This window comes from Methylobacterium sp. 1973 (assembly GCF_040545035.1).
GTDB classification, from domain to species: domain Bacteria; phylum Pseudomonadota; class Alphaproteobacteria; order Rhizobiales; family Beijerinckiaceae; genus Methylobacterium; species Methylobacterium fujisawaense.
Genome location: NZ_JBEPLA010000001.1, coordinates 159,654 through 180,996 on the forward strand (window position 1 = coordinate 159,654; position 21,343 = coordinate 180,996).

Annotated in this window: 20 protein-coding genes; 13 read left to right on the forward strand and 7 right to left on the reverse strand. The window is 71.3% G+C overall.

The genetic code is table 11. From position 1 onward, the window contains the following. The first annotated feature begins 38 nt into the window (after nt 1-38). Nucleotides 39-536 carry an Rrf2 family transcriptional regulator gene (locus tag ABIC70_RS00805; RefSeq protein WP_043386753.1) on the forward strand — a complete coding sequence of 166 codons (498 nt, stop codon included), beginning with the start codon at nt 39-41 and terminating at the stop codon, nt 534-536. Nucleotides 537-957: 421 nt separating this feature from the next. Then, complete coding sequence (locus tag ABIC70_RS00810; protein ID WP_158498482.1) at nt 958-1,116, forward strand: hypothetical protein; 159 nt, start codon at nt 958-960, stop codon at nt 1,114-1,116. Between the two features lie 203 nt (nt 1,117-1,319). Here ABIC70_RS00810 and ABIC70_RS00815 read toward each other — a convergent pair whose 3' ends face one another. From ABIC70_RS00815 to ABIC70_RS00825, 3 genes are all read right to left on the reverse strand, one after another. Then, entirely contained in the window at nt 1,320-2,072 is a 753-nt protein-coding gene (locus ABIC70_RS00815) for a helix-turn-helix domain-containing protein (protein WP_043760259.1), read from the reverse strand. A gap of 92 nt (nt 2,073-2,164) precedes the next feature. Beyond that, nucleotides 2,165-2,755 carry a class GN sortase gene (locus ABIC70_RS00820; protein WP_354438617.1) on the reverse strand — a complete coding sequence of 197 codons (591 nt, stop codon included), beginning with the start codon at nt 2,753-2,755 and terminating at the stop codon, nt 2,165-2,167. After that, entirely contained in the window at nt 2,752-4,944 is a 2,193-nt protein-coding gene (locus tag ABIC70_RS00825; RefSeq protein WP_354438619.1) for a marine proteobacterial sortase target protein, read from the reverse strand. The genes ABIC70_RS00820 and ABIC70_RS00825 overlap by 4 nt, the downstream gene beginning before the upstream one ends. 251 nt (nt 4,945-5,195) lie before the next feature. Here ABIC70_RS00825 and ABIC70_RS00830 point away from each other — a divergent pair, with 251 nt between their 5' ends. The 8 genes from ABIC70_RS00830 (at nt 5,196) to ABIC70_RS00865 (ending at nt 13,205) form a co-directional block, all read left to right on the forward strand. Further along, entirely contained in the window at nt 5,196-5,927 is a 732-nt protein-coding gene (locus ABIC70_RS00830; protein ID WP_354438621.1) for an NUDIX hydrolase, read from the forward strand. Nucleotides 5,928-5,937: 10 nt separating this feature from the next. Next, nucleotides 5,938-6,924, forward strand: a complete 987-nt coding sequence (locus ABIC70_RS00835; RefSeq protein WP_354438622.1) for an SPFH domain-containing protein — start codon at nt 5,938-5,940, stop codon at nt 6,922-6,924. A gap of 11 nt (nt 6,925-6,935) precedes the next feature. Beyond that, the gene (locus ABIC70_RS00840; RefSeq protein ID WP_354438623.1) at nt 6,936-7,829 is read left to right on the forward strand and encodes a hypothetical protein; all 894 of its coding nucleotides are present in this window, start codon (nt 6,936-6,938) and stop codon (nt 7,827-7,829) included. A 22-nt stretch (nt 7,830-7,851) separates the two neighbouring features. Then, nucleotides 7,852-8,397 (forward strand): GNAT family N-acetyltransferase, encoded by a 546-nt coding sequence (locus ABIC70_RS00845; protein WP_053611087.1) that lies wholly within the window; start codon nt 7,852-7,854, stop codon nt 8,395-8,397. Nucleotides 8,398-8,858: 461 nt separating this feature from the next. Then, on the forward strand, nt 8,859-9,911 hold the full coding sequence (locus ABIC70_RS00850) for an ABC transporter substrate-binding protein (RefSeq protein ID WP_043760248.1): 1,053 nt from the start codon (nt 8,859-8,861) through the stop codon (nt 9,909-9,911). Nucleotides 9,912-9,915: 4 nt separating this feature from the next. After that, nucleotides 9,916-10,842, forward strand: coding sequence for an ABC transporter permease (locus ABIC70_RS00855; protein ID WP_345822435.1), 927 nt, complete (start codon nt 9,916-9,918; stop codon nt 10,840-10,842). Beyond that, nucleotides 10,832-11,638 (forward strand): ABC transporter ATP-binding protein, encoded by an 807-nt coding sequence (locus ABIC70_RS00860; protein WP_179697676.1) that lies wholly within the window; start codon nt 10,832-10,834, stop codon nt 11,636-11,638. The genes ABIC70_RS00855 and ABIC70_RS00860 overlap by 11 nt, the downstream gene beginning before the upstream one ends. 25 nt (nt 11,639-11,663) lie before the next feature. After that, entirely contained in the window at nt 11,664-13,205 is a 1,542-nt protein-coding gene (locus ABIC70_RS00865; RefSeq protein ID WP_342141411.1) for an amidohydrolase family protein, read from the forward strand. 22 nt (nt 13,206-13,227) lie between these two features. Here ABIC70_RS00865 and gudD read toward each other — a convergent pair whose 3' ends face one another. The 3 genes from gudD to kdgD all read right to left on the reverse strand — a co-directional run bounded on the left by gudD (nt 13,228) and on the right by kdgD (nt 17,025). Continuing rightward, nucleotides 13,228-14,577 (reverse strand): glucarate dehydratase, encoded by a 1,350-nt coding sequence (gene gudD, locus ABIC70_RS00870; protein ID WP_354438624.1) that lies wholly within the window; start codon nt 14,575-14,577, stop codon nt 13,228-13,230. A gap of 79 nt (nt 14,578-14,656) precedes the next feature. Next, nucleotides 14,657-16,012 carry an MFS transporter gene (locus ABIC70_RS00875; RefSeq protein WP_043386722.1) on the reverse strand — a complete coding sequence of 452 codons (1,356 nt, stop codon included), beginning with the start codon at nt 16,010-16,012 and terminating at the stop codon, nt 14,657-14,659. A 98-nt stretch (nt 16,013-16,110) separates the two neighbouring features. Further along, entirely contained in the window at nt 16,111-17,025 is a 915-nt protein-coding gene (kdgD, locus tag ABIC70_RS00880) for a 5-dehydro-4-deoxyglucarate dehydratase (RefSeq protein WP_354438625.1), read from the reverse strand. A gap of 108 nt (nt 17,026-17,133) precedes the next feature. Here kdgD and ABIC70_RS00885 point away from each other — a divergent pair, with 108 nt between their 5' ends. Both ABIC70_RS00885 and ABIC70_RS00890 read left to right on the forward strand, forming a co-directional pair. After that, entirely contained in the window at nt 17,134-18,036 is a 903-nt protein-coding gene (locus ABIC70_RS00885) for a LysR family transcriptional regulator (protein ID WP_043357021.1), read from the forward strand. A 115-nt stretch (nt 18,037-18,151) separates the two neighbouring features. Next, nucleotides 18,152-18,439 (forward strand): MTH1187 family thiamine-binding protein, encoded by a 288-nt coding sequence (locus ABIC70_RS00890; protein WP_043357022.1) that lies wholly within the window; start codon nt 18,152-18,154, stop codon nt 18,437-18,439. 249 nt (nt 18,440-18,688) lie between these two features. Here the strand turns inward: ABIC70_RS00890 and ABIC70_RS00895 are convergent, their stop codons facing one another. Then, nucleotides 18,689-18,862, reverse strand: coding sequence for a metallothionein (locus ABIC70_RS00895; RefSeq protein WP_043357024.1), 174 nt, complete (start codon nt 18,860-18,862; stop codon nt 18,689-18,691). A 156-nt stretch (nt 18,863-19,018) separates the two neighbouring features. Here ABIC70_RS00895 and ABIC70_RS00900 point away from each other — a divergent pair, with 156 nt between their 5' ends. Next, nucleotides 19,019-21,337 carry an FdhF/YdeP family oxidoreductase gene (locus ABIC70_RS00900; protein WP_354438626.1) on the forward strand — a complete coding sequence of 773 codons (2,319 nt, stop codon included), beginning with the start codon at nt 19,019-19,021 and terminating at the stop codon, nt 21,335-21,337. Nucleotides 21,338-21,343: the final 6 nt, after the last annotated feature.

Sequence of the window (21,343 nt, forward strand, 5' to 3'; positions counted from 1 at the left end):
CAATCGTCATGCACCTTAAGGGCTGTTACGGAGTTGACATGCGGCTGACCCGCTTCACCGATTACGGCCTGCGCACTCTGATCTATCTCGGCTCGCTGGGCCCCCGGCAGGGCTCCATAGCCGGCGTCGCGGCGGCCTACGGGATCTCCGAGCATCACTTGGTGAAGGTGGTGCATCAGCTGGGCCGGCTGGGATTGATCCGGACGACGCGCGGCCGGGGCGGCGGCTTGCTTCTGGGCCGGCCCGCGGACCAGATCCGCGTCGGAGACGTCGTGCGGGCCATGGAGGAGGATCTGGCGCTGGTCCCCTGCTTCGCCGGTGCGGCCTGTGCGATCACGCCCGCGTGCCGCCTCAAGGGTGTCTTGAACGAAGCGCTCGCCGCGTTCCTCGCGGTCCTCGACCGACATACCCTCGCCGACCTGCTGGAGCCGAATGCCGGGCCGGATCTCGCAGCCCTCCTGGGCATCGATCCCATGCCGTCGATCGACGAGCCCGCCTCGCGCATGCCTCGACGCCCCGTCGACCCGGTGCGTTGATCGACGGTTGCTCAGCCTCGACGCCGCGATGTGATCACCAACGCGATCGCAAGGCCGGACGCCCGCAGCATCGGAGCATGGGCGAGCGTCGGCGCGCTCCGGACGCGGGCTCGGAGCCCCACCGGATGCCGACTCGCCTCGGTGATCGCGGCGCAGTCGTCGCGATCGAAGCGGCAGGTCTTCACCTCTGCCGTCGCGGCTCCGGAGCCCAGGGCAGGACGGCACCGGCGATAGGACCTCGCCCGGACGCAGGCTATAGTGCTTCTATACGATTTGATCTCTCGAACGCTTTGGGGCTGCCTGCGCGACGCCGATGGATAATTCGGCATTCAACCATCGATATCGAAAGGTCGCGATGATGAAGAATGTGCCAGAGATCCGCGAATTGACGGATGAAGAGATCGATCGTGTCGCCGGCGGCGTGAGCGACGACGCACTGTACGGGGCAGCGATCGGCCTCGCCGTGGCCAGCGTCGGCGCGCTGATCGCGGTGCCGACCATGGGAACGAGCACGACGCTCTGCGTGTGGGGGGCCTCCCTCGCCTCGTCGGCGCTCGCCTACAACATCGCGGCCCAGTAGCGCGGCCTGAACCCGGCGGCCCGCCGGGTCCGGAGAGGGTCTGCTCACGGAGCGGCCCTCTCCAAGGACGGAGGCTTCGACGGGCACCCGAACGGGCGCAGGGTCTCCGGCGCAACGCGCGGTCGGCCGAACGCGTCGGCTGCTGTGTCGACCGGCCCATCACGGCCAGGGGCGCCGGCCCATACGCATCGCGCCCGGCCCCGTCAGGCGACACCCGTGAAGAAGGTGGCGTAGCCGTCCTCGTGCACGCGGGCGAGATAGGCGCGGTACGGTGCGAAGCCCGGCTCCTCGGGTCCGATGCGCCCGTAGCCGAACGCGTCGGCCTGCTCCGGAAGCAGCGCCAGGGGCGCCGCGGCGGGGGTCAGCTGGGTGCCGCGCCCCGCATGGAGCGTCGTCAGGACCCCGTACATCTCGCCCTGGATGTTCGGGCGGCACAGGACCGCCAGGCGATGCTGCCCGTGCCAGTTGGTCACCAGATAGATCATGCCCGACTGGCTCGGCACGGCGACGCTGCCGGATTGCGCGAAGGGGGCGTCGAGCCGCTCGGCCTCGCGGAACACGAGGCGGGCCGACTCCGCGTCCCACGCGATCTCGGTACGGTAGGCGAAGATCGCGCCGGCCGTCCCGAAGGAGGGCCGCAGGGTGAGATAGCGCCCCTCGATCCAGGCCACGCTCTCCCGGGAATAGGAGCCGAGTTCGTCGGGCGCGTGACGGGCCGTCTCCGGAGCCGGTCGCCCCGGTTCCTGGCGGAGGGATTGGCCCAGGGCCTCCTCCAGCCGGATCGTCGTCGCCAGGGTGAAGGGCCGGCGGCCGGCAAGCGCCTTCTCCAGGGTCGAGATGCTGATCCGGGCCTCTTCGGCCAGCGTCTGCCGGGAGATCCGCCGGCGGGCCAGCGCCTCGCGCACGGTCTGGGCAATGGCGCGGCTCTGCGCCTCGGACAGTTCGATCTCGCTCACAGGCACGGCTCGCGCGGGCTTGATCCGGACAGATCCGCACGAAACCGCACAATTGCGCAAGCGCGGCCAAGCTGGCCATCCACGGCGGCCCGTCAGGAACGACCCGCCTCCGACGCCAGCTCCGTCTCGACGATCAGCCGGAGCGGTCCGGCCCGAAGCGCCTCCAGGGGCCAGCAGGTGACGAGGTCGAGATGCCGGCCGGCCGCCTGCGGGTCGATGCCCGAGGCGTCCCACCGCGCCACCCGCGTGCCGGTGACGCGGAAGTGCCGGGTCCGGCCGTCGCGGCCCGTCACCGTGACGGGATCGCCGGGCCCGAGGCGCCCCAGCACCGCGAACTGCGTGTCGCGGTGGGCGGCGAAGATTGCGGTGCCGGGCGCGCCGGCCTCCGGCGTACCGTCCACATGGCCCGGGCCGAAGGCCAGGGCCTGGCCGCTCCCGCCCCGCAGCACCACGAAGCTGCGGCCCGCGACGGTGAGGCGGGCGACCGGCTCGGTGTCGGCCCAGGGCCAGGGCTTGGCGGGGTGCCCCTCGGCCAGCGTGCGGGCGAAGGCGCGCTCCAGCAGAACCTGCGCCAGGGCGGCCTTGGCGGGGATCCAGGCGGCCTGCGCCGCCAGTCCGAGCCCCCCGAGGGTGAGGAGGGCCGCGAGGGCCCTCCCCAGTCCGGATACCGGAGAGCGGCTCATCGCGCGTCCCCGATCCGCCGGACACCGCGCCGCTGAAGGCCAGCGCCCAGCAGGAGGCCCAGGAGGGCGAGGAGCAGGCCCAGGCCGAGCTGCGCCAGGATCCCGGCCCCGGTCTGCGGGAGGTCGACGCCCGCCTCGCCGGCATGGATCGGCACGATCCGGGCGGCCTTGTCGTCGGCGGGCGCTTCGCCGCTCCGGTCCGTGCCGAACACCTTGGCGAAGTCCCAGCCCGCCGGCAGGTTCAGCGGCAGGTCGGCGGCGACGAGGGGCGTGCCCGGCGCCCGGCGGGGCGTGGCGTCGATGGCCACGAGGCTGGTCAGCCGCGTCGTCAGGCCGTGCTCCAGGGCCAGCGCCAGGATGGTGGCGTCGGCCGCCTCCGCGCCGAGGCGTCCGGTGATCCGCGCGGTCTCGGTCTCGCCGATCCGGGAGCGCGCCCAGACCTTGGAGATGCCGGCGCCCGTGCCGGCCGCGGCGAGGGGCAGGGTCCGGGTCCAAGTCCGGCCGCCCACCCGGCCCGAGACGGTCACGGTCCCGTGGGCGATCCCCTCGGCCGCCTCCGGCAGCTGCGCGGCGAAGACCAGCGGCTCGCCGCGATACAGGTCGGGCAGCGCGCCCGGCGTGACGGCGACGCCCGGGACCGAGAAGGTCGCGGTCAGGTCGGTGACGGCGGGGGATTCCAGCTTCTCGTAGAGCGCGCGGGTCCGTTCGCCGACCAGGGCGAGGTCGCGGATCTCCGTGAAGCTGCCGCGGCCGATCTCGGCGGCGTGGCGCATCAGGTGGCCGTTGGGCGCCGAGCCGATGCCGACCATGAACAGGCGCGTGCGCCCGAGATTGGCGTGGATCGCCGCGAAGATCCGCTCCTCGTCGCCGACGGCCCCGTCGGTGAGGAACACGACCTGGCGCACGCGCCCGTCCTCCGGATGGGGATCGGCCAGGGCCGCCTTGAGGGGTGCCAGCATCTCGGTGCCACCGCGGGCCTCCAGGGCGGCGACGAAGCGCTCGGCTTCCGCCAGGGCCGCCCGCGTCGCCGGGACCGGCTCGGGATGCAGCGCGTCCCAGGTGTCGTCGAAGCGGATGACGTTGAAGCGGTCCTGCGGCGTCAGACGCGCGAGGCCGGCCAGCAGCCCGGCCTTGGCCTGCCGCATCGAGGCGCCGGACATCGAGCCGGAATTGTCGATCACGAAGGTGACGTCGCGCGCCGGCCGGGTGGCCGCGTCGGGCTCGAGCGCCGGCGGGTTCACGGCGGCCAGCAGGTAGGTCCGGCCGGCCACGGTCTCGCGGAACAGGCCGAGGCCGGGCACCCGGCTCGGAGCGGGCTCCCAGGTCAGCTCGAGGTCGCGGTCGGCCGGCACGACGCCGTCGGCCAGCGTGACGGTGCGCGCCTCCGGGCCGGTCTCGGTCACGCGGATCGCGTGGGTGGCGCTGCGGACGGCGCCGACGGCGAAGCCCGCCTGGAGCCGCACGGTGACGGCGACCGGGTTGGTCGGCGGGGACAGGGCCGGGTCGAGCACCGGCGGGCTGATCCGGGCGCGATCCGGAACCGGGTCGCGGGCCGCCTCGGCCACGCCGTCGAGGGAGACCGCGTCCACCGCGGCGGGGGCGGGAGTGTAGCGGGGCGCCACCACCAGCGGCAGGCGCAGCGTCCGCGTCTCGCCGGACACGGGGATCGTCTGCTGATAGGTAATCTGGACCACCACCGTCTCGCCGGGGCCGATATTGGCGACCGCGTTGGTGAAGATGTTGGGCCGCTCCTGCGCGGTCAGGGCCGCCGACTGCCCGGCCGCCTTCGCGGCCTCGTAGGCGCGCTTGGCCGCCGCCCGCTCGCGGATGTCGGCCACGATCACGCGGTTGCCGACGACGAGCTTCATCCCGTCGACGGCCGCGTCCTCCGGCAGGGGGTACACGTAGGTGCCCTCGACCCACTCCGCCGTGGTGTTGCGGAAGGCCTGGGTGACCGTGGCCCGGGCGGTCGGGCCGCTGACATCGACGCTGATGTCGGTGGCGAGCTGGACGGCCTCGGCCGGCGCGGCGCCGGCCGGCCCGCGCAGCGTCAGGCCGCCCCGCGCCGGCCCCGGCGCCGCGTGGGCCGAGGCGAGCATGATGAGGAGCGCCAGCAGCGCGAGGAAGAGCGGTGACAACGCGGCGTTGCGGAGGGGCTCGACCGCGGATCGTGGAGCGAAGAACGGCATCGGGGAAACCTCCTGCGCCGGCGGATCGGGGCCGGCTCGCCGCTGAAGCTCCCGCGCCCGCCCCTCTGCCGCCACGAGAAGCTTCGCCCTTTTCCAGGCTCGGCCCGCACCCGCCGGCCGCGCCGCGGCGGATCTGTGCGGAGCCGGTGCGGAGCTGTGCGCCCGGCGGCGCGTCCTGACGGATCCGCCGCCGCCTTGACATATGCGCAACCTGCGTCTTAGTTATGCTCAACCTGAGTAGAAATCGAGCGATGATCGAATCCGAGTTCGTGGCAGGCTACGATCCTGCGGCCTACGAGCGGCCCGCCCTGGCGGTGGATCTCGTCCTGCTGGGGATCCGGGCGGGGCGGCTCGCCGCTCTCCTGCTGCGGCGGAGCCAGCAGCCGCAGGCGGGCCTCTGGGCCCTGCCGGGCGGGTTCGTGGGCATCGCCGAAACCCTCGACGCCGCCGCGGAGCGCGTCCTGCGCGACAAGGCCGGGATCGGGCGGGCGCGGCTCGAGCAGCTCTACACCTTCGGTGCCGTGGACCGGGATCCGCGGATGCGCATCGTCTCGGTCGCCTATCTGGCGCTGCTGCCGGAGGCGGCCTTCGCCGAGGCCCTGGCGGGCGGCGCCGCGCTGACGGCGGCGACGCTGGTCGTGCCCTGGGCGGGCGAGGCCGGCGGCCCGGTCTCGGCCGTCACGGAGGACGGCGCCCCCCTCGCCCTCGCCTTCGACCACGCCGACATCCTGGCGCTCGCCGTGAAGCGGCTGCGCGGCAAGCTCGACTACACGGATGTCGGCTTCGCGCTGCTCCCGGAGCACTTCACCCTCCGCCAGCTCCAGGACGTGCACGCGGCGATCCGCGGCGCGCCCCTCAACAAATCCGCCTTCCGCCGCCGCATGCGCGACCGGGGCTGGATCGCGCCGACGGGCGCCCGCGAGGCCGGGACGGCGTTCCGCCCCGCCGAACTCTTCCGCTTCGACAGGTCGGGTCAGTTTTGAGGAGACCATCATGGCCACGGTCCGCAACATCGGTGTGATCGCCCAGCTCCGGAGCGAGGCGAGCAGCCACATCATCCGCTTCCGCAACGGCCGGGTCCGGCAGAGCGGGCGGGGGCTGGTCTTCTGGTTCCGGCCCGAGACCGCCAGCATCAGCGAGGTGCCGGTGGACGACCGCGAGATGACCCTGTTCGTCCGCGGCCGCAGCCGGGACTTCCAGATCGTCGTGGTCCAGGGGACGATCGGCTGGCACGTCGTCGATCCCGAGCTGCTGGCGAGCCGGGTCGACTTCTCGATCGACCTCCGCACCGGGCGCCTGCAGGGCGAGCCGATCGAGCGGATCGAGGCGCGCCTCGGCGGCATCGCCGGCCAGGCGGTGCTGCAATATCTCGGGGCGAGCCCGATCGGCGCCCTCCTCGACGCGGGGCCGGAGCCGCTGCGCGCCGTTCTGGAACGGGTGCTCTTCGCCGCCCCGGCGCTGGCCGAGATCGGCATCGCGGCCGTGGCGGTGCGGCTCACCAACCTCGCGCCGACGAGCGAGCTGGAGCGCGCCCTGCAGACGCCGACCTTCGAGGCCCTGCAGCAGAAGGCCGACGAGGCGACCTTCGCCCGGCGCGCCCTGGCGGTCGAGAAGGAGCGCGCCATCGCGGAGAACGAGCTCGCGACCAAGACCGAGCTGGCCCGGCGCGAGACCGTGCTGATCGCGCAAGAAGCCGAGAACGCCCGCGACCGCGCCGCCGGCGTCGCGGAGGCCCGCGGCCTGGAGGCCGCCGCGGAGGCCGAGCGGATCCGGCTCGTCGAGGGAGCCCGGGCCGAGGCGGAGCAGCGCCGCGCCGCAATCTACCGGGACATGCCGCCCGCCGTCCTGCTCGGTCTGGCGGCCCGGGAACTCGCCGGCAAGCTGGAGACCATCGAGCACGTCAACGTCACGCCCGACCTGCTGGCGGCCGTCCTCGGCGAGTTCCGCGGCGCGCTGCCCGCGCGGCTCGCGCCGCGCTGAGGAGGCCCGCCATGCCGGCCATCACCCCCCGGGTCGTCTTCGTGATCCGCGACACGGATTACGAGTTGCTCATCGCCCGGCACGCGACCCGCGGCCAGGTCCGGTTCTTCCTGGAGAGCCGGCGCCAGACGCTCGCGGAGGTCGAGGCGCGCCACGCCCAGTTCCAGGCCGTGCTCGCCGAGGCGCGGTCCGCCGTGCCCCTGGACTGGCGGCAGGCCCTGGTGCGGCGCCCCGACCTCGACCGCTTCCTCTTCGCCCCCGAGGACGTGGTCGTGGCCGTGGGGCAGGACGGGCTCGTGGCCAACGTCGCCAAATACCTCGACGGGCAGCCGGTGGTCGGCGTCAACCCGGCGCCCGACCTCTACGACGGCGTGCTGGCCCGGGCCCGGGTCGAGGCCCTGCGTGCCCTGCTGCCCGCCAGCGCGGCCGGCGCCGCGCCCCTGCAGCGGCGCACCATGGTGCAGGCGACCTTCGATGGCGGCGAGCGGCTGCTCGCCCTGAACGAGATCTTCATCGGCCACCGCAGCCACCAATCGGCGCGCTACCGCATCGACGACGGGGCGCGGGCGGAGGACCACTCGTCGAGCGGGCTGATCGTGGCCTCGGGCACCGGCCTGACCGGCTGGGCGCGCGCGATCAGCGAGGCGACGCACCTCACCGTTGAGGTGGGCATCGAGGAGGCGGCCTTCGGCTACTGGGTGCGCGAGCCGTTCCCGAGCGTCGCCACCGGCACCGACCTGCGCGGCGGCAAGTTCGCCGGATCGCCCCTCACGGTGGTGTCGCGGATGAACGAGGGCGGCGTGGTGTTCTCGGACGGGATCGAGCAGGATTTCGTCGCCTTCGACTGGGGGCGGCGGGTGAGCCTCGCGCCGGCCGACCGCACCTTCAACCTCGTGGCCGCGTAGGGCGGCGCCGACCGGGAGCCCGATGATCGCCATCCGGACCGACCGCCTCATCCTGCGGCGCTTCAGGCCGGACGACGCCGCCGACCTGTTCGCCTACCTGCACCGGCCGCGGGCACGCTGCTTCCTGAGCAGCCGCCTCGATACGCCGGCGGACGCGGAGGCGGAGGCCGAGCGGCGCGCCAGCGACGACGAGCACGTGGCCGTGTGCCTGACCGCGTGCGGCCGGCTGATCGGCGACCTGTTCTGCCTCCCCGAACCGCCCGACACCTTCTCGGTCGGCTGGAACTTCAACGCCGCGTATGGCGGCGCGGGCTACGCCCATGAGGCCGCGGCCGCTCTGTTCGGGCACCTGTTCTGCGAGCGGCAGGCGCGGCGCCTCTACGCCTATGTCGAGGAGGACAACGCCGCCTCGCACCGCCTGTGCGCGACGCTGGGAATGCGCCTCGAGGGCCTGTTCCGCGAGTTCGTCACCTTCGTGGACGACGATCAGGGCAACCCGATCCTCGAGAACACGATGCAGTACGCCATCCTGCGCCGGGAATGGGCAGAGCGCTCCGCGCGCGGCTGAGGCCGGTCCGGCACTGTCCAAAGACCCCGGCTGAATACGCCGGCGGCATTCAGCTGCTTTCGCGGGCGTCGGACCGGTCGAATCACGGCGCGAAGACGGTGTCCGTCATCACGAGCGCAGCGAAGTGACCCAGGGCAGCGCGACGTTCGGAGGCCTGGCGCTGCTGGATTGCTTCGCTCCGCTCGCAATGACGGCGGTGCAGTTCTTCGACAGCGGCGACGGGCAAGGCGCGCCGCCAATACGGTCGGTCCCTGCATCTGGCACGCTTCTTGGTTCGTCTTCACCAGCGCAGCGTCGCCCCGGCGGCGGCTAGAGGTTGGCGTGCCGTCGATGTGGTGAGGTGCCGGGCGACCGGATCTCCGCGACTGCCTTGAGCCTGTCCCGAGCTCCGATCCCTCCGTTTCAGCACCGGCACGCGCCGTCCGGCGGATCGCACGATCCGCCCTCTGAGGAGAGTCGATATGTGCGACCGTCACGGCGATTATCGCGTCCCGGATTTCACGCGGTTCAAGCCCAGCCGCAGGCGTTTTCTCGGAGGGACGGCCGCCGCGCTGACCCTGGCGGTGGGTCCGGGCCTGACCGGCCCGGCCGCGGCGGCCACCGGCATCCGCGCGACCCACGGCACCGGCTTCTGCAACCTGAACTTCTTCCTCGCCGAGGCGATGCAGCTTGCCAAGGATGACGGCCTGACCATCGACTTCGTCAACACGCCGACCTTCTCGGATCAGGTCACCTTCCTCGGCATGGGGCAGGTCGATGCCGGCGTGATGCCCTACACGAGCTTCATGGCGCTCTACGACGCGGGGGCCCCCGTGAAGATCGTGGCCGGCGGCGGCATCGAGGGCTGCGTGCTGGTCGCCCAGCCCGGCCTCGACAGCCCGGAGAAGCTCAAGGGCAAGACGCTCGGCACCTTCCAGCTCGATACGCTGGAGGTGCTGCCCTACGACTGGCTGAAGAAGAACGGCGTCGCCTTCAAGGACATCACGGTCCGCTACATGGGCTCGACCCCGGAGGCCGTGGAGGCGTTCCGCGCCGGGGCGCTGGACATCATCTCGACCATCGAGCCCTACGGCACCGCGCTCCTCACCGACGTGAAGGGCGCCGTGAAGCTCTCCGACGGCACCGACATCTACGGCAAGGGCTACACCGACTGCGTGCTGGCGGTCCGCAATGAGCTGATCGCCAAGAACCCGGCCGCCGTGAAGGCGCTGATCAAGGGCATGATGAAGGCCCAGGCCCTGGCCGAGGGCGATCCCCAGGCCGCCCTGAACAAGCTCGTCGGCTCCTACTACAAGACCTCGATGAGCAACGCCCAGCTCGCCATGGGCCGGCAGCCCTCGGTGGTGGACGCCCGCAACCAGACGCAGTTCATCCTCGACCGGACCGATTCCGTCGCCGAGATGGGCTACATCAAGAAGAAGCCCGGCCGCGACGCGATCGACTGGACCCTGCTGGAGCAGGTCATCGCCGAGAACCCGGATCTCTACGGCAAGCTCAAGCTGAAGTCGGCCTGAGCGGATGGCCGTCGATCTCGCCCGCGCCGCCGTCCCGCACATCCGGCCGCGCGTGCCCTTCGGTCAGCGCCTCGCGCTGCCCGACGGGCTCGTCCCGCTCCTGCAACGGACCGGCTGGATGCTGGTCTCGGTCGGCTGCTTCGCCGGCCTCTGGGAGCTGCTCTGGGCGCTCGGCATCGCCGACGCCAAGCTCCTGCCGCCGCCGCACATCTTCCTCGGCAACCTCGCCGAGCAGGCGCGCTTCTTCAACACCGCGCAACGCTGGCAGATCGGCACCGGGATGAATGCCGGCCCGAGCCCCGCCATGGCGGTGCTGATCACCGTGCTCGCCTCCACGGGCCGGGTTCTGGCGGGCCTCGCCCTGGCCGCGACCCTGTCGATCCTCGTCGGCGTGGCGATCCGCTACGTCGTGCTGTTCGAGCGGCTGACCCTGCCGACCATCACGCTGCTGGCCCCGGTCTCGCCGATCGCGTGGCTGCCGGTGGCGATCTTCATGTTCGGGATCGGCAACGCCCCGGCGATCTTCATGGTGTTCATCGCCCTGTTCTTCACGATGGTCCTCTCGACCATCCACCAGATCGACGGGGTCAACCGGAACTACATCAACGTCGCCCGGACCATGGGGGCGACGAAGCGCCAGATCTACGCGCGGGTGATCGTGCCGGCGATCCTGCCGGGGCTGCTCGCGGTTTTGCGCCTCAACCTGTTCGGCGCCTGGATGGTGGTGCTCGTCGCCGAAGCGACCGGCGTCGGCTACGGGCTCGGCCAGGTGATCATGCTGGCGCGCAACACCTTCAACCCGTCGCTCGTCTTCTTCACCATCACGCTGATCGGCCTCCTGGGCTTCGCCTTCGACCTGCTGTTCCGGCTGGTCCAGCGGCGGATGCTCTACTGGCTGCCGCGCGACGCGGGGTCCTCCCTTGGCCTCTGATCCCGCATCCCAGGACGCCGTCTCCTGCCGGGGCGTCGCCAAGGTCTGGGCGGCCGGCACCGCTCGCGCCCACGAGGCCCTGCGCGACATCGACCTCACCGTGCGGCCCGGCGAGTTCGTGGTGTTTCTCGGCCCCTCGGGCTGCGGGAAGAGCACGCTGCTCTACCTGATCGCCGGGCTCGAACCCGCCTCCGGGGGCGCGCTCCTGGCCTTCGGCGAGGCCGTCACCGGCCCGTCGCCGGAGCGCAGCCTGATCTTCCAGGAGACCTCGCTGCTGCCCTGGCTCAGCGTCTGGCAGAACGTCAGCTTCGGCCTGTCGCTGAAAGGCGTGCCGGAGGTCGAGCGCCGGAGTATCGCGCGGGCCGCCCTCCAGCGGGTCGGCCTCGCCGAGGCCTTCGACAAGCGGCCGGACGAATTGTCCGGCGGCATGCGCCAGCGCGTGGCCGTGGCCCGGGCGCTCGCCATGCGTCCCAAGGTCCTGCTGATGGACGAGCCCTTCGCGGCGCTCGACGTCCAGACCCGCCAGAAGATGCAGGACTTTCTGCTCGACGTCTGGCGCGACAGCGGCGCCTCGGTGCTGTTCGTGACCCACCACATCGACGAGGCGGTGGCGCTCGCCGACCGGGTGGTGGTGTTCACGGCCCGGCCCGGGCGGATCAAGACCATCGTCCGCAACGACCTGCCCCGCCCGCGCGACCCGTTCTCCCCCGAGGCCGAGGCGATGCGGCGGCACCTCACCGAGCTTCTGCGCGACGAGGTCGACCGGGCCTTCGCCGAGCAGGAAGCGCTCGTCTGACCCCCTCCCCAACACGGACACGACCATGGCCACATCGCTGATCCGCAGCCGGCGGATGATCACCCGTACCCTCGATCACGACCGTTGGGAGGAGATCGCCGACGGCGCGGTCCTGCAGAAGGACGGCGTGATCGAGGCGGTCGGCACCTACACGGACCTGCATGCCCGCTACCCCGACGCCCCCGTGATCGGCTCCGGCCGCGAGATCCTGCTGCCGGGCTTCGTCAACGGCCACCACCATGTCGGCCTCACGCCGGTGCAGCTCGGCTCCCCCGACATGCCGCTGGAACTGTGGTTCGTCACCCGCATGGTGGCGCGCAACCTGAACCTCTACCTCGACACCCTGTACTCGGCCTTCGAGATGGTCGGCTCCGGGATCACCACGGTCCAGCATATCCACGGCTGGATGCCCGGCAGCCTGGAGGAGGTCGAGGCGCGCTCCAACGAGGTGCTGCGCGCCTATCGCGACATCGGCATGCGGGTTTCGTACTGCTTCGCGGTCCGCGACCAGAACCGCCTCGTCTATCAGGCCGACTTGGATTTCGTGGCGAGCCTGCCGGCGCCGCTGCAGGACCCGATGAAGCGCTGGTTCGAGCGCTTCCAGATGTCCCTGGAGGACAACTTCTCCCTGTTCCGCAGCCTGCATGCCGGACAGGCCGGGGCGTCGCGGTCCAAGATCCAGCTCGCGCCCGCCAACCTCCACTGGTGCTCCGACGCGGCCCTCGAAGGGATCGCCGGCCTGTCCGAATCCTACGACGTGCCGATGCACATGCACCTCGTCGAGACCGCCTACCAGAAGGCCTATGCGGAGAAGCGCGGCGGCGGCACCGCCGTCGAGTATCTCGATCGGTTCGGCATGCTCGGTCCGCGCCTGACCCTCGGCCACGGGGTCTGGCTGAACGAATCCGACATCGAGCGGGTCGCGGCGACCGGCACCTGCATCTGCCACAATTGTTCGTCGAACTTCCGGCTGCGCTCCGGCGTGGCGGCGCTCAACCGGTTCGAGGCGAAGGGGATCAACACGGCGATCGGCCTCGACGAGGCCGGCATCAACGACGACCGCGACATGCTCCAGGAGATGCGCCTCGTGCTCCGCGCCCACCGGGTGCCCGGCATGGACGAGGCCGACGTGCCGAGCATGGCGCAGGTGCTGCGCATGGCGACCGTCGGCGGTGCCCGCACCACGCCCTATGGCGATAGCCTGGGCACGATCGAGGTCGGCAAGGGCGCCGACCTCGTCCTGATCGACTGGGACCAGATCGCCTACCCGTATCTCGACCCGGAGACGCCGCTCCTCGACGCCGTGATCCAGCGGGCCAAGACCGGCGGCGTGACCACGGTGCTGTGCGAGGGCGAGGTGCTCTACGCCGACGGCCGCTTCACCCGGGTCGACAAGGATGCCGCCCTGAAGGCGCTCCACGACGACCTGTCGCGGGCGCTGTCGGACGACGAGGTCGAGCGGCGCCAGCTCTCGAAGGCGCTGCTGCCCCACGCGCGGCGCTTCTACGCCGATTACATCGACCCGTCGCGGCACGAGCCGTTCTACCGCCCGAGCTCGCGCGTCTGACGGCGCGGGCCCGGGCCGGGCTTCAGCGGACCAGGCAGGGCTTCTTGTTGTCGAAGCTCCAGCCGGGGATCAGGAACTGCATGGCGGCCGCGTCGTCGCGGGCGCCGAGGCCGTGGTCGCGGTAGAGGGCGTGCGCCTCCTCCACCGCCGCCATGTCGAGCTCGATGCCGAGGCCCGGCCGCTCCGGCACCCGCACGAGGCCGCCGCGGATCGCCAGCGGCTCCTTGGTCAGGCGCTCGCCGTCCTGCCAGATCCAGTGGGTGTCGATCGCCGTGACGTTGCCCGGGGCCGCCGCGGCCACGTGGGTGAACATGGCGAGCGACACGTCGAAATGGTTGTTCGAATGCGAGCCCCAGGTCAGGCCGTGGTCGCGGCACAGCTGGGCCACCCGGACCGAGCCGGCGAGCGTCCAGAAATGCGGGTCGGCGAGCGGGATGTCGACGGCGCCGAGCTGGATCGCGTGGTTAATCTGCCGCCAGTCGGTGGCGATCATGTTGGTGGCGGTGGGCAGGCCGGTGGCGCGGCGGAACTCGGCCATGATCTCGCGGCCCGAGAACCCGCCCTCGGCGCCGCAGGGATCCTCCGCGTAGGCCAGCACGTGGCCCTGGCCCTTGCAGAGGCGGATCGCCTCGTCGAGGGACCACGCGCCGTTCGGGTCCAGCGTCACCCGCGCCTTGGGGAAGCGCGCGTGGATCGCGGTGACGGCGGCGATCTCCTCCTCGCCCCGCAGCACGCCGCCCTTCAGCTTGAAATCGTTGAAGCCGTACTGGTCGTAGGCGGCCTCGGCGAGCCGGGCGACGGCCTCTGGCGTCAGCGCCGCCTCGTCGCGCAGGCGGAACCAGCCGTCGCGGGCAATCGGTGCGCGATAATCGAGATCGGTGCGGGTGCGGTCGCCGACGTAGAACAGGTAGCCCAGCATCTCGACGGCGTCGCGCTGCTGGCCCTCGCCCAGGAGGGCGGCCACCGGCACGTCGAGGTACTGGCCGAGCAGGTCGAGGAAGGCGGATTCGACCGCCGTCACCGCGTGGATGGTGATGCGCAGGTCGAAGGTCTGCAGCCCGCGCCCGCCGGAATCGCGATCCGCGAAGCGCGTCCGCATGGCGTTCAGCACCGCGTTCCAGGCGCCGAGCGGCTGCCCGACCACGAGGTCCCGGGCATCCTCCAGGGTCTTGCGGATGCCCTCGCCGCCGGGGACTTCGCCGAGGCCGGTGGCGCCGGTGGAGTCCGTGAGGATCACGAGGTTGCGGGTGAAGTACGGGCCGTGCGCGCCCGAGAGGTTGAGGAGCATGCTGTCGTGGCCGGCGACCGGCACGACCTTCATCTCGGTCACGGTGGGCGTGTTGCGCGCGGCATGACGGCTGTCGTTCGGCATGGCGTCCTCCTCGAAGATCCCCGGCCGGCCTGAGCCGGGCGCGGGGCGGGTTCGGAACGGGGCCGGTCCGGCCCGCGGGTCAGTGGGCCTTCAGCTCGACGCGGCGGATCTCGCCGACCACCACGAGGTAGCAGAAGCAGGCGACGAGGGCGTTCAGGCCCACGAAGACCAGGGCGCCGTTGAACGAGCCCGTGCTCTGGACGATGTAGCCGATGGCGATCGGCGTGGTGATGCCGGCGGTGTTGCCGAAGGTGTTGAACAGGCCGCCCGAAAGGCCGCCGCTCTCCCGCGGGGAGGTGTCGGCGACGACCGCCCAGCCGAGCGCGCCGATCCCCTTGCCGAAGAAGGCGAGCGCCATCAGCCCGACCACGAGGGCATCCGCCTGGACGTAGTTGCAGCCGATGATGCTCATCGACAGCAGCATGCCGCCGACGATCGGGATCTTGCGGGCCGCCGTCAGGGAGAAGCCGCGGCGCAGGAGCAGGTCGGAGATCACGCCCCCGAGGATGCCGCCGATGAAGCCGCAGAGCGCCGGCAGCACCGCGGCGAAGCCAGCCTGGAGGATCGACAGGCCGCGCTCCTTGACGAGGTAGACCGGGAACCACGTCAGGAAGAAGTAGGTCAGCACGGTGATGCAGTACTGGCCGATATAGATCCCGAGCAGCATGCGGTTGGCGAGCAGCTGGCGCAGCGTCCGGCCGGCATCGCCCTGCCTGGTCCGGCTCTGCCCGTCCATGTCGAGCAGGGCGCCGCCGGCCTCGATGTAGTCCCGCTCCGCCTGATTCATGGACGGGTGGTTCTTCGGGCTGTCGACGACGCGCAGCCACACCACCGCGAAGGCGAGGCCGAGCAGGCCCATGCTGGTGAAGACGTGGTGCCAGCCGAAATTGTGGACGATCCACGCCATCAGCGGCGTGAACAGCACCGTGGCGAAGTACTGCGCCGAGTTGAAGAACGCCGACGCCATGCCGCGCTCCCGGGTCGGGAACCACGCGGCGACGATCCGGGCATTGGCGGGGAAGACCGGCGCCTCGGTGAGGCCGACGGCGAGCCGCAGGGCGAACAGCAGCACCACGGCGGTGAGGCCGGAGAAGAAGCCGACGGCCCCCTGGACCAGGGTGAAGCCGGACCAGAGGGCGACGGCGGCGGCGTAGACCCATTTGACGCTGTAGCGGTCGAGGAGCCAGCCGCCCGGAATCTGGGCTAGAACGTAGGACCACGCGAAGGCCGAGAAGACGTAGCCCATCTGGACCGGAGACAGGCCGAGTTCCTTGGCCATGTCGGGTCCGGCGATCGAGATGGTCGCGCGGTCGGCGTAGTTGATCGTGGTGGCGGCGAACAGCATCGCGACGATCAGCAGGCGGACGCGGGTGCGGCGACCCGCATCGGCGGCGTCGAGCAGGGTGCTCGCCGCGCCGCTCGAACTGGCACTCATGGACGTTCTCCCTGGCTCGTCGCCGCCCGGTTGATCCAGGAGGCGGGTCGTGGCCGCCGTTGGCTCGGCGGGTCTGTCGTTGGTCGTCTCGTGGGGGCTCAGCGGCGGTCGCCGATCAGCGCCGTCAGCTCGGCGCGCTCGGCCGCGTCCAATTCGGTCAGCGGCGGCCGGACCGGGCCGGCGTGGCGGCCGACGGCGCTCATCCCCGCCTTGACGATCGAGACCGCGTAGCCGCGCTTGCGGTTGCGGATCGCGATGTAGGGGAGGACGAAGTCGCGCAGCTCCCGGTAGACGGCATCGCGGTCCCGGCGGCGCACGCTGTCGTAGAAGGACAGCGCCCATTCGGGCAGGAAGTTGAAGATCGCCGAGGAGTAGGTGGTGACGCCCATCTCCAGATACGGCAGCGCGAAGGTCTCGGCGGTGGGCAGGCCGCCGACATAGGTCAGGCGGTCGCCCAAAGCGGCGTAGATCCGGGTCATCAGCTCGACATCGCCGACGCCGTCCTTGAAGCCGACGAGGTTCGGGCAGCGCTCGCACAGGTCGGCGAGCGTCTGCTCGTTGAGCTGGGCGTTGGCGCGGTTGTAGACGATGATCCCGAGAGAGGTCGCGCGGCAGACCGCCTCGATATGGGCGGCGAGACCGGCCTGCTCGGAGCCGACGAGGTAGGGCGGCAGCAGCAGAATTCCGTCCGCGCCGGCGGCCTCGGCGGCCCGGGCCATCTCGACCGCCAGGGCGGTGCCCTGGCCGGCGGGGGCGATGACCGGCGTGCGGCCGCGGGTCTCCGCGACGGCGGCGCGCAGGACCCGGTCGATCTCGGCGGGCGTCAGCGAGAAGAACTCGCCGGTGCCGCCGGCCGCGAACAGGCCCGAGACCTTGTAGTCGGCCAGCCGCCCGAGATTGTCCCGATAGGCGGTCTCGTCGAAGCCGAGATCGTCGCGGAAATGCGTGACCGGGAAGGACAGCAGGCCGGAGCCCAACACGCGCGCCATCTCGGCCGGGGTCATCCGCGCCATCGATTCCTCTCCCTGATGCGCACCGTTCGGTGTCGCGTCCGGGGTTAGGCGCAGGCTTTCGATGCGTCCAACGTTGATTTTGGCTGGATTATCCCGGATCCTGCATCAATGTTCGATCTCGGCCACGCCCGCAGCTTCATCGCCGTCGCCGAGGAGATGCATTTCGGTCGGGCCGCGGCACGGCTGAACCTGACCCAGTCGCCCCTGTCGCGGCAGATCCAGATGCTGGAGCAGACGCTGGGCGTGACGCTGCTCGAGCGGACCACACGGGCGGTGCGCCTGACCCCGGCGGGCCGGACCTTCCTGGCGGAGGCCCACCGGGTGCTGGCGGCGGCCGAGAACGCCGCGCGCATCACGCAGCGCGCCGACCGGGGCGAGAGCGGGGTGCTGCGCCTCAGCTTCACCGCCGCCTCGGCCTACCGGACGCTGCCCCAGGTCGTCGCCCATGTCCGCCGGACCCTGCCCGAGGTCGACCTCGTGCTGGAGGAGATGGTCTCGGACGAGCAGATCCTGGCTTTGGGCGAGAACCGCACCGATCTCGCGATCCTGCGGCCAAGTCCGGTCCTGCAGGATCCGAAATCCGCGATCGCGACGGCGCCGCTCGCACGGGAACGGCTGCTGCTCGCGGTCCCGCGCGGACACCGCCTGGCGACCGCCCGCACCCCGACCCTGCGGGATCTCGACGGCGAGGCCTTCGTGACGTGGTCGCCCCGGGGTGGCCGCTACTTCATCGACCTCCTCGACAGGCTGTTCGAGGCCGGGGGCGTGCAGCCGCGGATCGTGCAGCGGGTGAATCAGGTCCACGCGATGCTGGCGCTCGTCGGCGCGGGCATCGGCGTCGCGCTGGTGCCGGGCAGTGCCCGGGGCAACAGCATGGCCGATATCCGGCTCCGGCCGATCGCCCTGCCCGCCACGACCGGGCCGGAGCTGTGGCTCGCGTGGCGCACCGACAATGCCAATCCGTGCCTGCCTTCCGTGCGCGCCGCCGCGCTCGAAACCGGCGAGGCGTGACGGCCGGCTCGGCAGCGCCCTGGAAAGTCGATGCGGCCGGCGATAGCCTGCCGGCCCGCCCCGCGTCCGGTCGCAGAACCGTGCGGGGCCGCTTCCCCCGGATCAGGCAGGCACCATGAAAGTTTCGGCCGACCTCTGCATCGTGCCGATGGGCGTCGGCCCGTCGGTCTCGCCCTACGTCCGGGCGATCAAGGACATCATCGAGGCGAGCGGGCTCACCGCTACGATGCATCCCAACGGCACGAACATCGAGGGTGAGCTGTCGGAGATTTGCGCGCTGGCCGAGCGATGCGAGGCGAAGCTCGCCGAACTCGGCGTCCAGCGGACCTTCTTCACGCTGATCTTCTCGACGCGCCGCGACAAGGACCAGTCGATGGCCGACAAGCTCGCGGCGGTCTCCTGACCGCGAGGTCGGGCACGGACGCAGAGCCGCGGCCGATCAGGTCGGCAGGGTGACGACAGCCGAGCCCGCGCCGAGCGAGGCGCGGGTCCCCTCTCCCGTGCGGGAGAGGGACAGGATGAGGGGCGAGAGCTTTCCGGAAAGACCTGATCCCTCACCCCAACCCTCTCCCGCACGGGAGAAGGGGCGCGTCGCAGCTGTCTCGACCAAAGATGCCTTCTCCAGACCGTCGCAGCGCGATTGGGAGCGGCCTCAGCCGTGGCAGGCGCAGCCGGCGTGCTCGCAGCCGGCGTGATTCTTGTGGCCGTCCGCGCAGTCGTCGCAGCAATAGGCCTTGCCGTCCCGCGACACGGCCTTGGAGACCGGAATCACGCAGACGCAATCCTGGCACGCACACTTCACCATCTCGACGTCGACGCTGGCCATGGTTTCCTCCTCCGGCGGTCGGTCCGCGGCTCGACGTTAGATCCGCGCCATCGGCAAGGAAAGCCGTCCAAGAACGCGGTGACGCGCCCGTGATCCCATTCGCTCCCTCGTGCGTTCCCTTCGTCCGGTGATCGATGCGCCGGATGGGAGGACGGCATGGCCGATCAGAAGACCGACGACGTCCGGATCGAGCCCTATGACGGCCCGGCGGGCGGCTGGGGCTCGGCCCGCTCCCTCGTCGAGATCCTGACCCGTGAGGGCGTGCCGATCACCGGCTCGGCGATGCTGCTGAAGCAGAACAAGCCGGACGGCTACATGTGCACGTCCTGCGCCTGGGCGAAGCCCGCCAAGCCCCTCGCCTTCGAGTATTGCGAGAACGGCGCCAAGGCGACCGCCTGGGAGCAGACGCGGCGGCGGGCGACCCCAGACTTCTTCGCCGAACACACGGTGACCGAACTCCTCGGCTGGAGCGACTACGCCCTCGAAGAGCAGGGACGCCTCACCCATCCGATGCGGTACGATCCGGAGACGGACCGCTACCGGCCCGTCGCCTGGGCGGAGGCCCTCGCGGAGATCGGCCGGGAGCTGAAGGACCTGCGCGCGCAGGACCCGAAATCGGTGGTGTTCTACGCCTCGGGACGGGCCTCCCTCGAGACCAGCTACATGTGGGCGCTGCTCGCCCGGCTCTACGGCAACAACAACCTGCCGGATTCCTCCAACATGTGCCACGAGCCGACCTCGGTGGCGCTGCCGCAATCGATCGGCGCCCCGGTGGGCACGGTGCTGCTGGAGGACTTCGAGACCACCGATCTGATCTTCTTCTTCGGCCAGAATGTCGGGTCGAATTCGCCGCGGATGCTGCACCCGCTCCAGGAGGCGCGGCGCCGGGGCGCGCAGATCATCACCTTCAACCCCCTCCGGGAACGCGGGCTGGAGCGCTTCACCGACCCGCAATCGCCGGTGGAGATGCTGACGCGCTCCTCCACCAAGATTTCGACGCAGTATCATCAAGTGAAAGCCGGCGGGGATCTCGCGGCGCTCACCGGCCTGTGCAAGGCGCTGCTCGCCCTCGACCGGGCGGCGGACGCCCCCGGCCGGCCGGGGGTCCTCGATCGCGCCTTCATCACCGAGCACACCCACGGCTTCGAGGCCTTCGTCCGCTTCTGCGACGGGCAGGATTGGGCCGCCCTGGAGCGGCGCTCCGGCCTGACCCGGACGGCGCTGGAGGCGGCCGCCGGCGTCTACGCCCGCGCGAAGGCGGTGATCGGCATCTACGGGATGGGCCTGACCCAGCACCGCAAGGGCACCGAGACCGTCCGGATGCTCGTCAACCTGCTGCTTCTGCGCGGCAATATCGGAAAGCCCGGCGCCGGGATCTGCCCGGTGCGGGGCCACTCGAACGTGCAGGGCCAGCGTACCGTCGGCATCACCGAGAAGCCCGAACTGGCACCGCTCGACCGGCTGAAGGAACTCTACGACTTCGAGCCACCGCGGGAGAAGGGGCTCAACACGGTGGAGACCTGCGAGGGGCTCCTCGATGGACGCGTGAAGGCGTTCATCGGGCTCGGCGGCAACTTCCTGCGGGCGATCCCCGATACCGGCCGGATGGAGCCGGCCTGGCGCCGGCAACGGCTCACGGTGCAGGTCTCGACCAAGCTCAACCGCTCCCACCTCGTGAACGGCGCCGTCGCCTACATCCTGCCGTGCCTCGGCCGGATCGAGATCGACCGGCAGGCGAGCGGCCCGCAGGCCGTGTCGATCGAGAGCTCCACCGCGCAGTTCCATGGCTCGCGGGGGGTGGCCGATCCGGTCGGTCCGCATGTGCGCGCCGAACCCTGGATCGTGGCGGAGATCGCCAAGGCGACCCTGCCGCCGAATCCCCGCATCGACTGGGATGCCTGGGTCGCCGACTATGCGCGGGTGCGCGACGCGATCGAAGCGACCTACCCGAGCGTGTTCCACGACCTGAACGGTCGGATGTTCCAGCCCGGCGGCCTGCTGAAACCGCTGGGCGCCCGCGACCGCAAGTGGGAGACCGAGACCGGGAAGGCGAATTTCGCGGTCCCCGAGGGCCTCGAGGCCGATCCGGACCTTCCAGCCCGCGGCCCGGACGTGCTCGACCTGATCACCCTGCGGTCGAACGATCAGTTCAACACCACGGTCTACGGCTACGACGACCGCTTCCGCGGGGTGAAGGGCACCCGCGACGTGCTGTTCATGAACCGGCGGGACATCGCCCGGCTGGGGCTGAGGGACGGCCTCACCGTCGCCGTGGAGACCGAGGCCGAGGACCAAGTGCCGCGGCGCGTCGGCGGCCTGCGCGTGGTGGCCTACGACATCCCGGAGGGCAACTGCGCCGGGTATTATCCGGAGCTGAACGTGCTGCTACCGCTTTGGCACCATGACGAGCAGTCCAAGACGCCGGCCGCCAAGGCGATCGCCGTGCGGGTGGCTGCCGCGACCCAGGGCCCGTGAGCGGCG

Excerpts from the sequence above, each read along its gene's own strand:
- ABIC70_RS00805 (WP_043386753.1), top strand. The coding sequence starts at position 39 with ATGCGGCTGACCCGCTTCACCGATTACGGCCTGCGCACTCTGATCTAT.
- ABIC70_RS00820 (WP_354438617.1), bottom strand. The coding sequence starts at position 2,755 with ATGAGCCGCTCTCCGGTATCCGGACTGGGGAGGGCCCTCGCGGCCCTC.
- ABIC70_RS00825 (WP_354438619.1), bottom strand. The coding sequence starts at position 4,944 with ATGCCGTTCTTCGCTCCACGATCCGCGGTCGAGCCCCTCCGCAACGCC.
- ABIC70_RS00830 (WP_354438621.1), top strand. The coding sequence starts at position 5,196 with ATGATCGAATCCGAGTTCGTGGCAGGCTACGATCCTGCGGCCTACGAG.
- ABIC70_RS00835 (WP_354438622.1), top strand. The coding sequence starts at position 5,938 with ATGGCCACGGTCCGCAACATCGGTGTGATCGCCCAGCTCCGGAGCGAG.
- ABIC70_RS00840 (WP_354438623.1), top strand. The coding sequence starts at position 6,936 with ATGCCGGCCATCACCCCCCGGGTCGTCTTCGTGATCCGCGACACGGAT.
- ABIC70_RS00845 (WP_053611087.1), top strand. The coding sequence starts at position 7,852 with ATGATCGCCATCCGGACCGACCGCCTCATCCTGCGGCGCTTCAGGCCG.
- ABIC70_RS00850 (WP_043760248.1), top strand. The coding sequence starts at position 8,859 with ATGTGCGACCGTCACGGCGATTATCGCGTCCCGGATTTCACGCGGTTC.
- ABIC70_RS00855 (WP_345822435.1), top strand. The coding sequence starts at position 9,916 with ATGGCCGTCGATCTCGCCCGCGCCGCCGTCCCGCACATCCGGCCGCGC.
- ABIC70_RS00865 (WP_342141411.1), top strand. The coding sequence starts at position 11,664 with ATGGCCACATCGCTGATCCGCAGCCGGCGGATGATCACCCGTACCCTC.
- gudD (WP_354438624.1), bottom strand. The coding sequence starts at position 14,577 with ATGCCGAACGACAGCCGTCATGCCGCGCGCAACACGCCCACCGTGACC.
- ABIC70_RS00875 (WP_043386722.1), bottom strand. The coding sequence starts at position 16,012 with ATGAGTGCCAGTTCGAGCGGCGCGGCGAGCACCCTGCTCGACGCCGCC.
- kdgD (WP_354438625.1), bottom strand. The coding sequence starts at position 17,025 with ATGGCGCGGATGACCCCGGCCGAGATGGCGCGCGTGTTGGGCTCCGGC.
- ABIC70_RS00885 (WP_043357021.1), top strand. The coding sequence starts at position 17,134 with ATGTTCGATCTCGGCCACGCCCGCAGCTTCATCGCCGTCGCCGAGGAG.
- ABIC70_RS00890 (WP_043357022.1), top strand. The coding sequence starts at position 18,152 with ATGAAAGTTTCGGCCGACCTCTGCATCGTGCCGATGGGCGTCGGCCCG.
- ABIC70_RS00895 (WP_043357024.1), bottom strand. The coding sequence starts at position 18,862 with ATGGCCAGCGTCGACGTCGAGATGGTGAAGTGTGCGTGCCAGGATTGC.
- ABIC70_RS00900 (WP_354438626.1), top strand. The coding sequence starts at position 19,019 with ATGGCCGATCAGAAGACCGACGACGTCCGGATCGAGCCCTATGACGGC.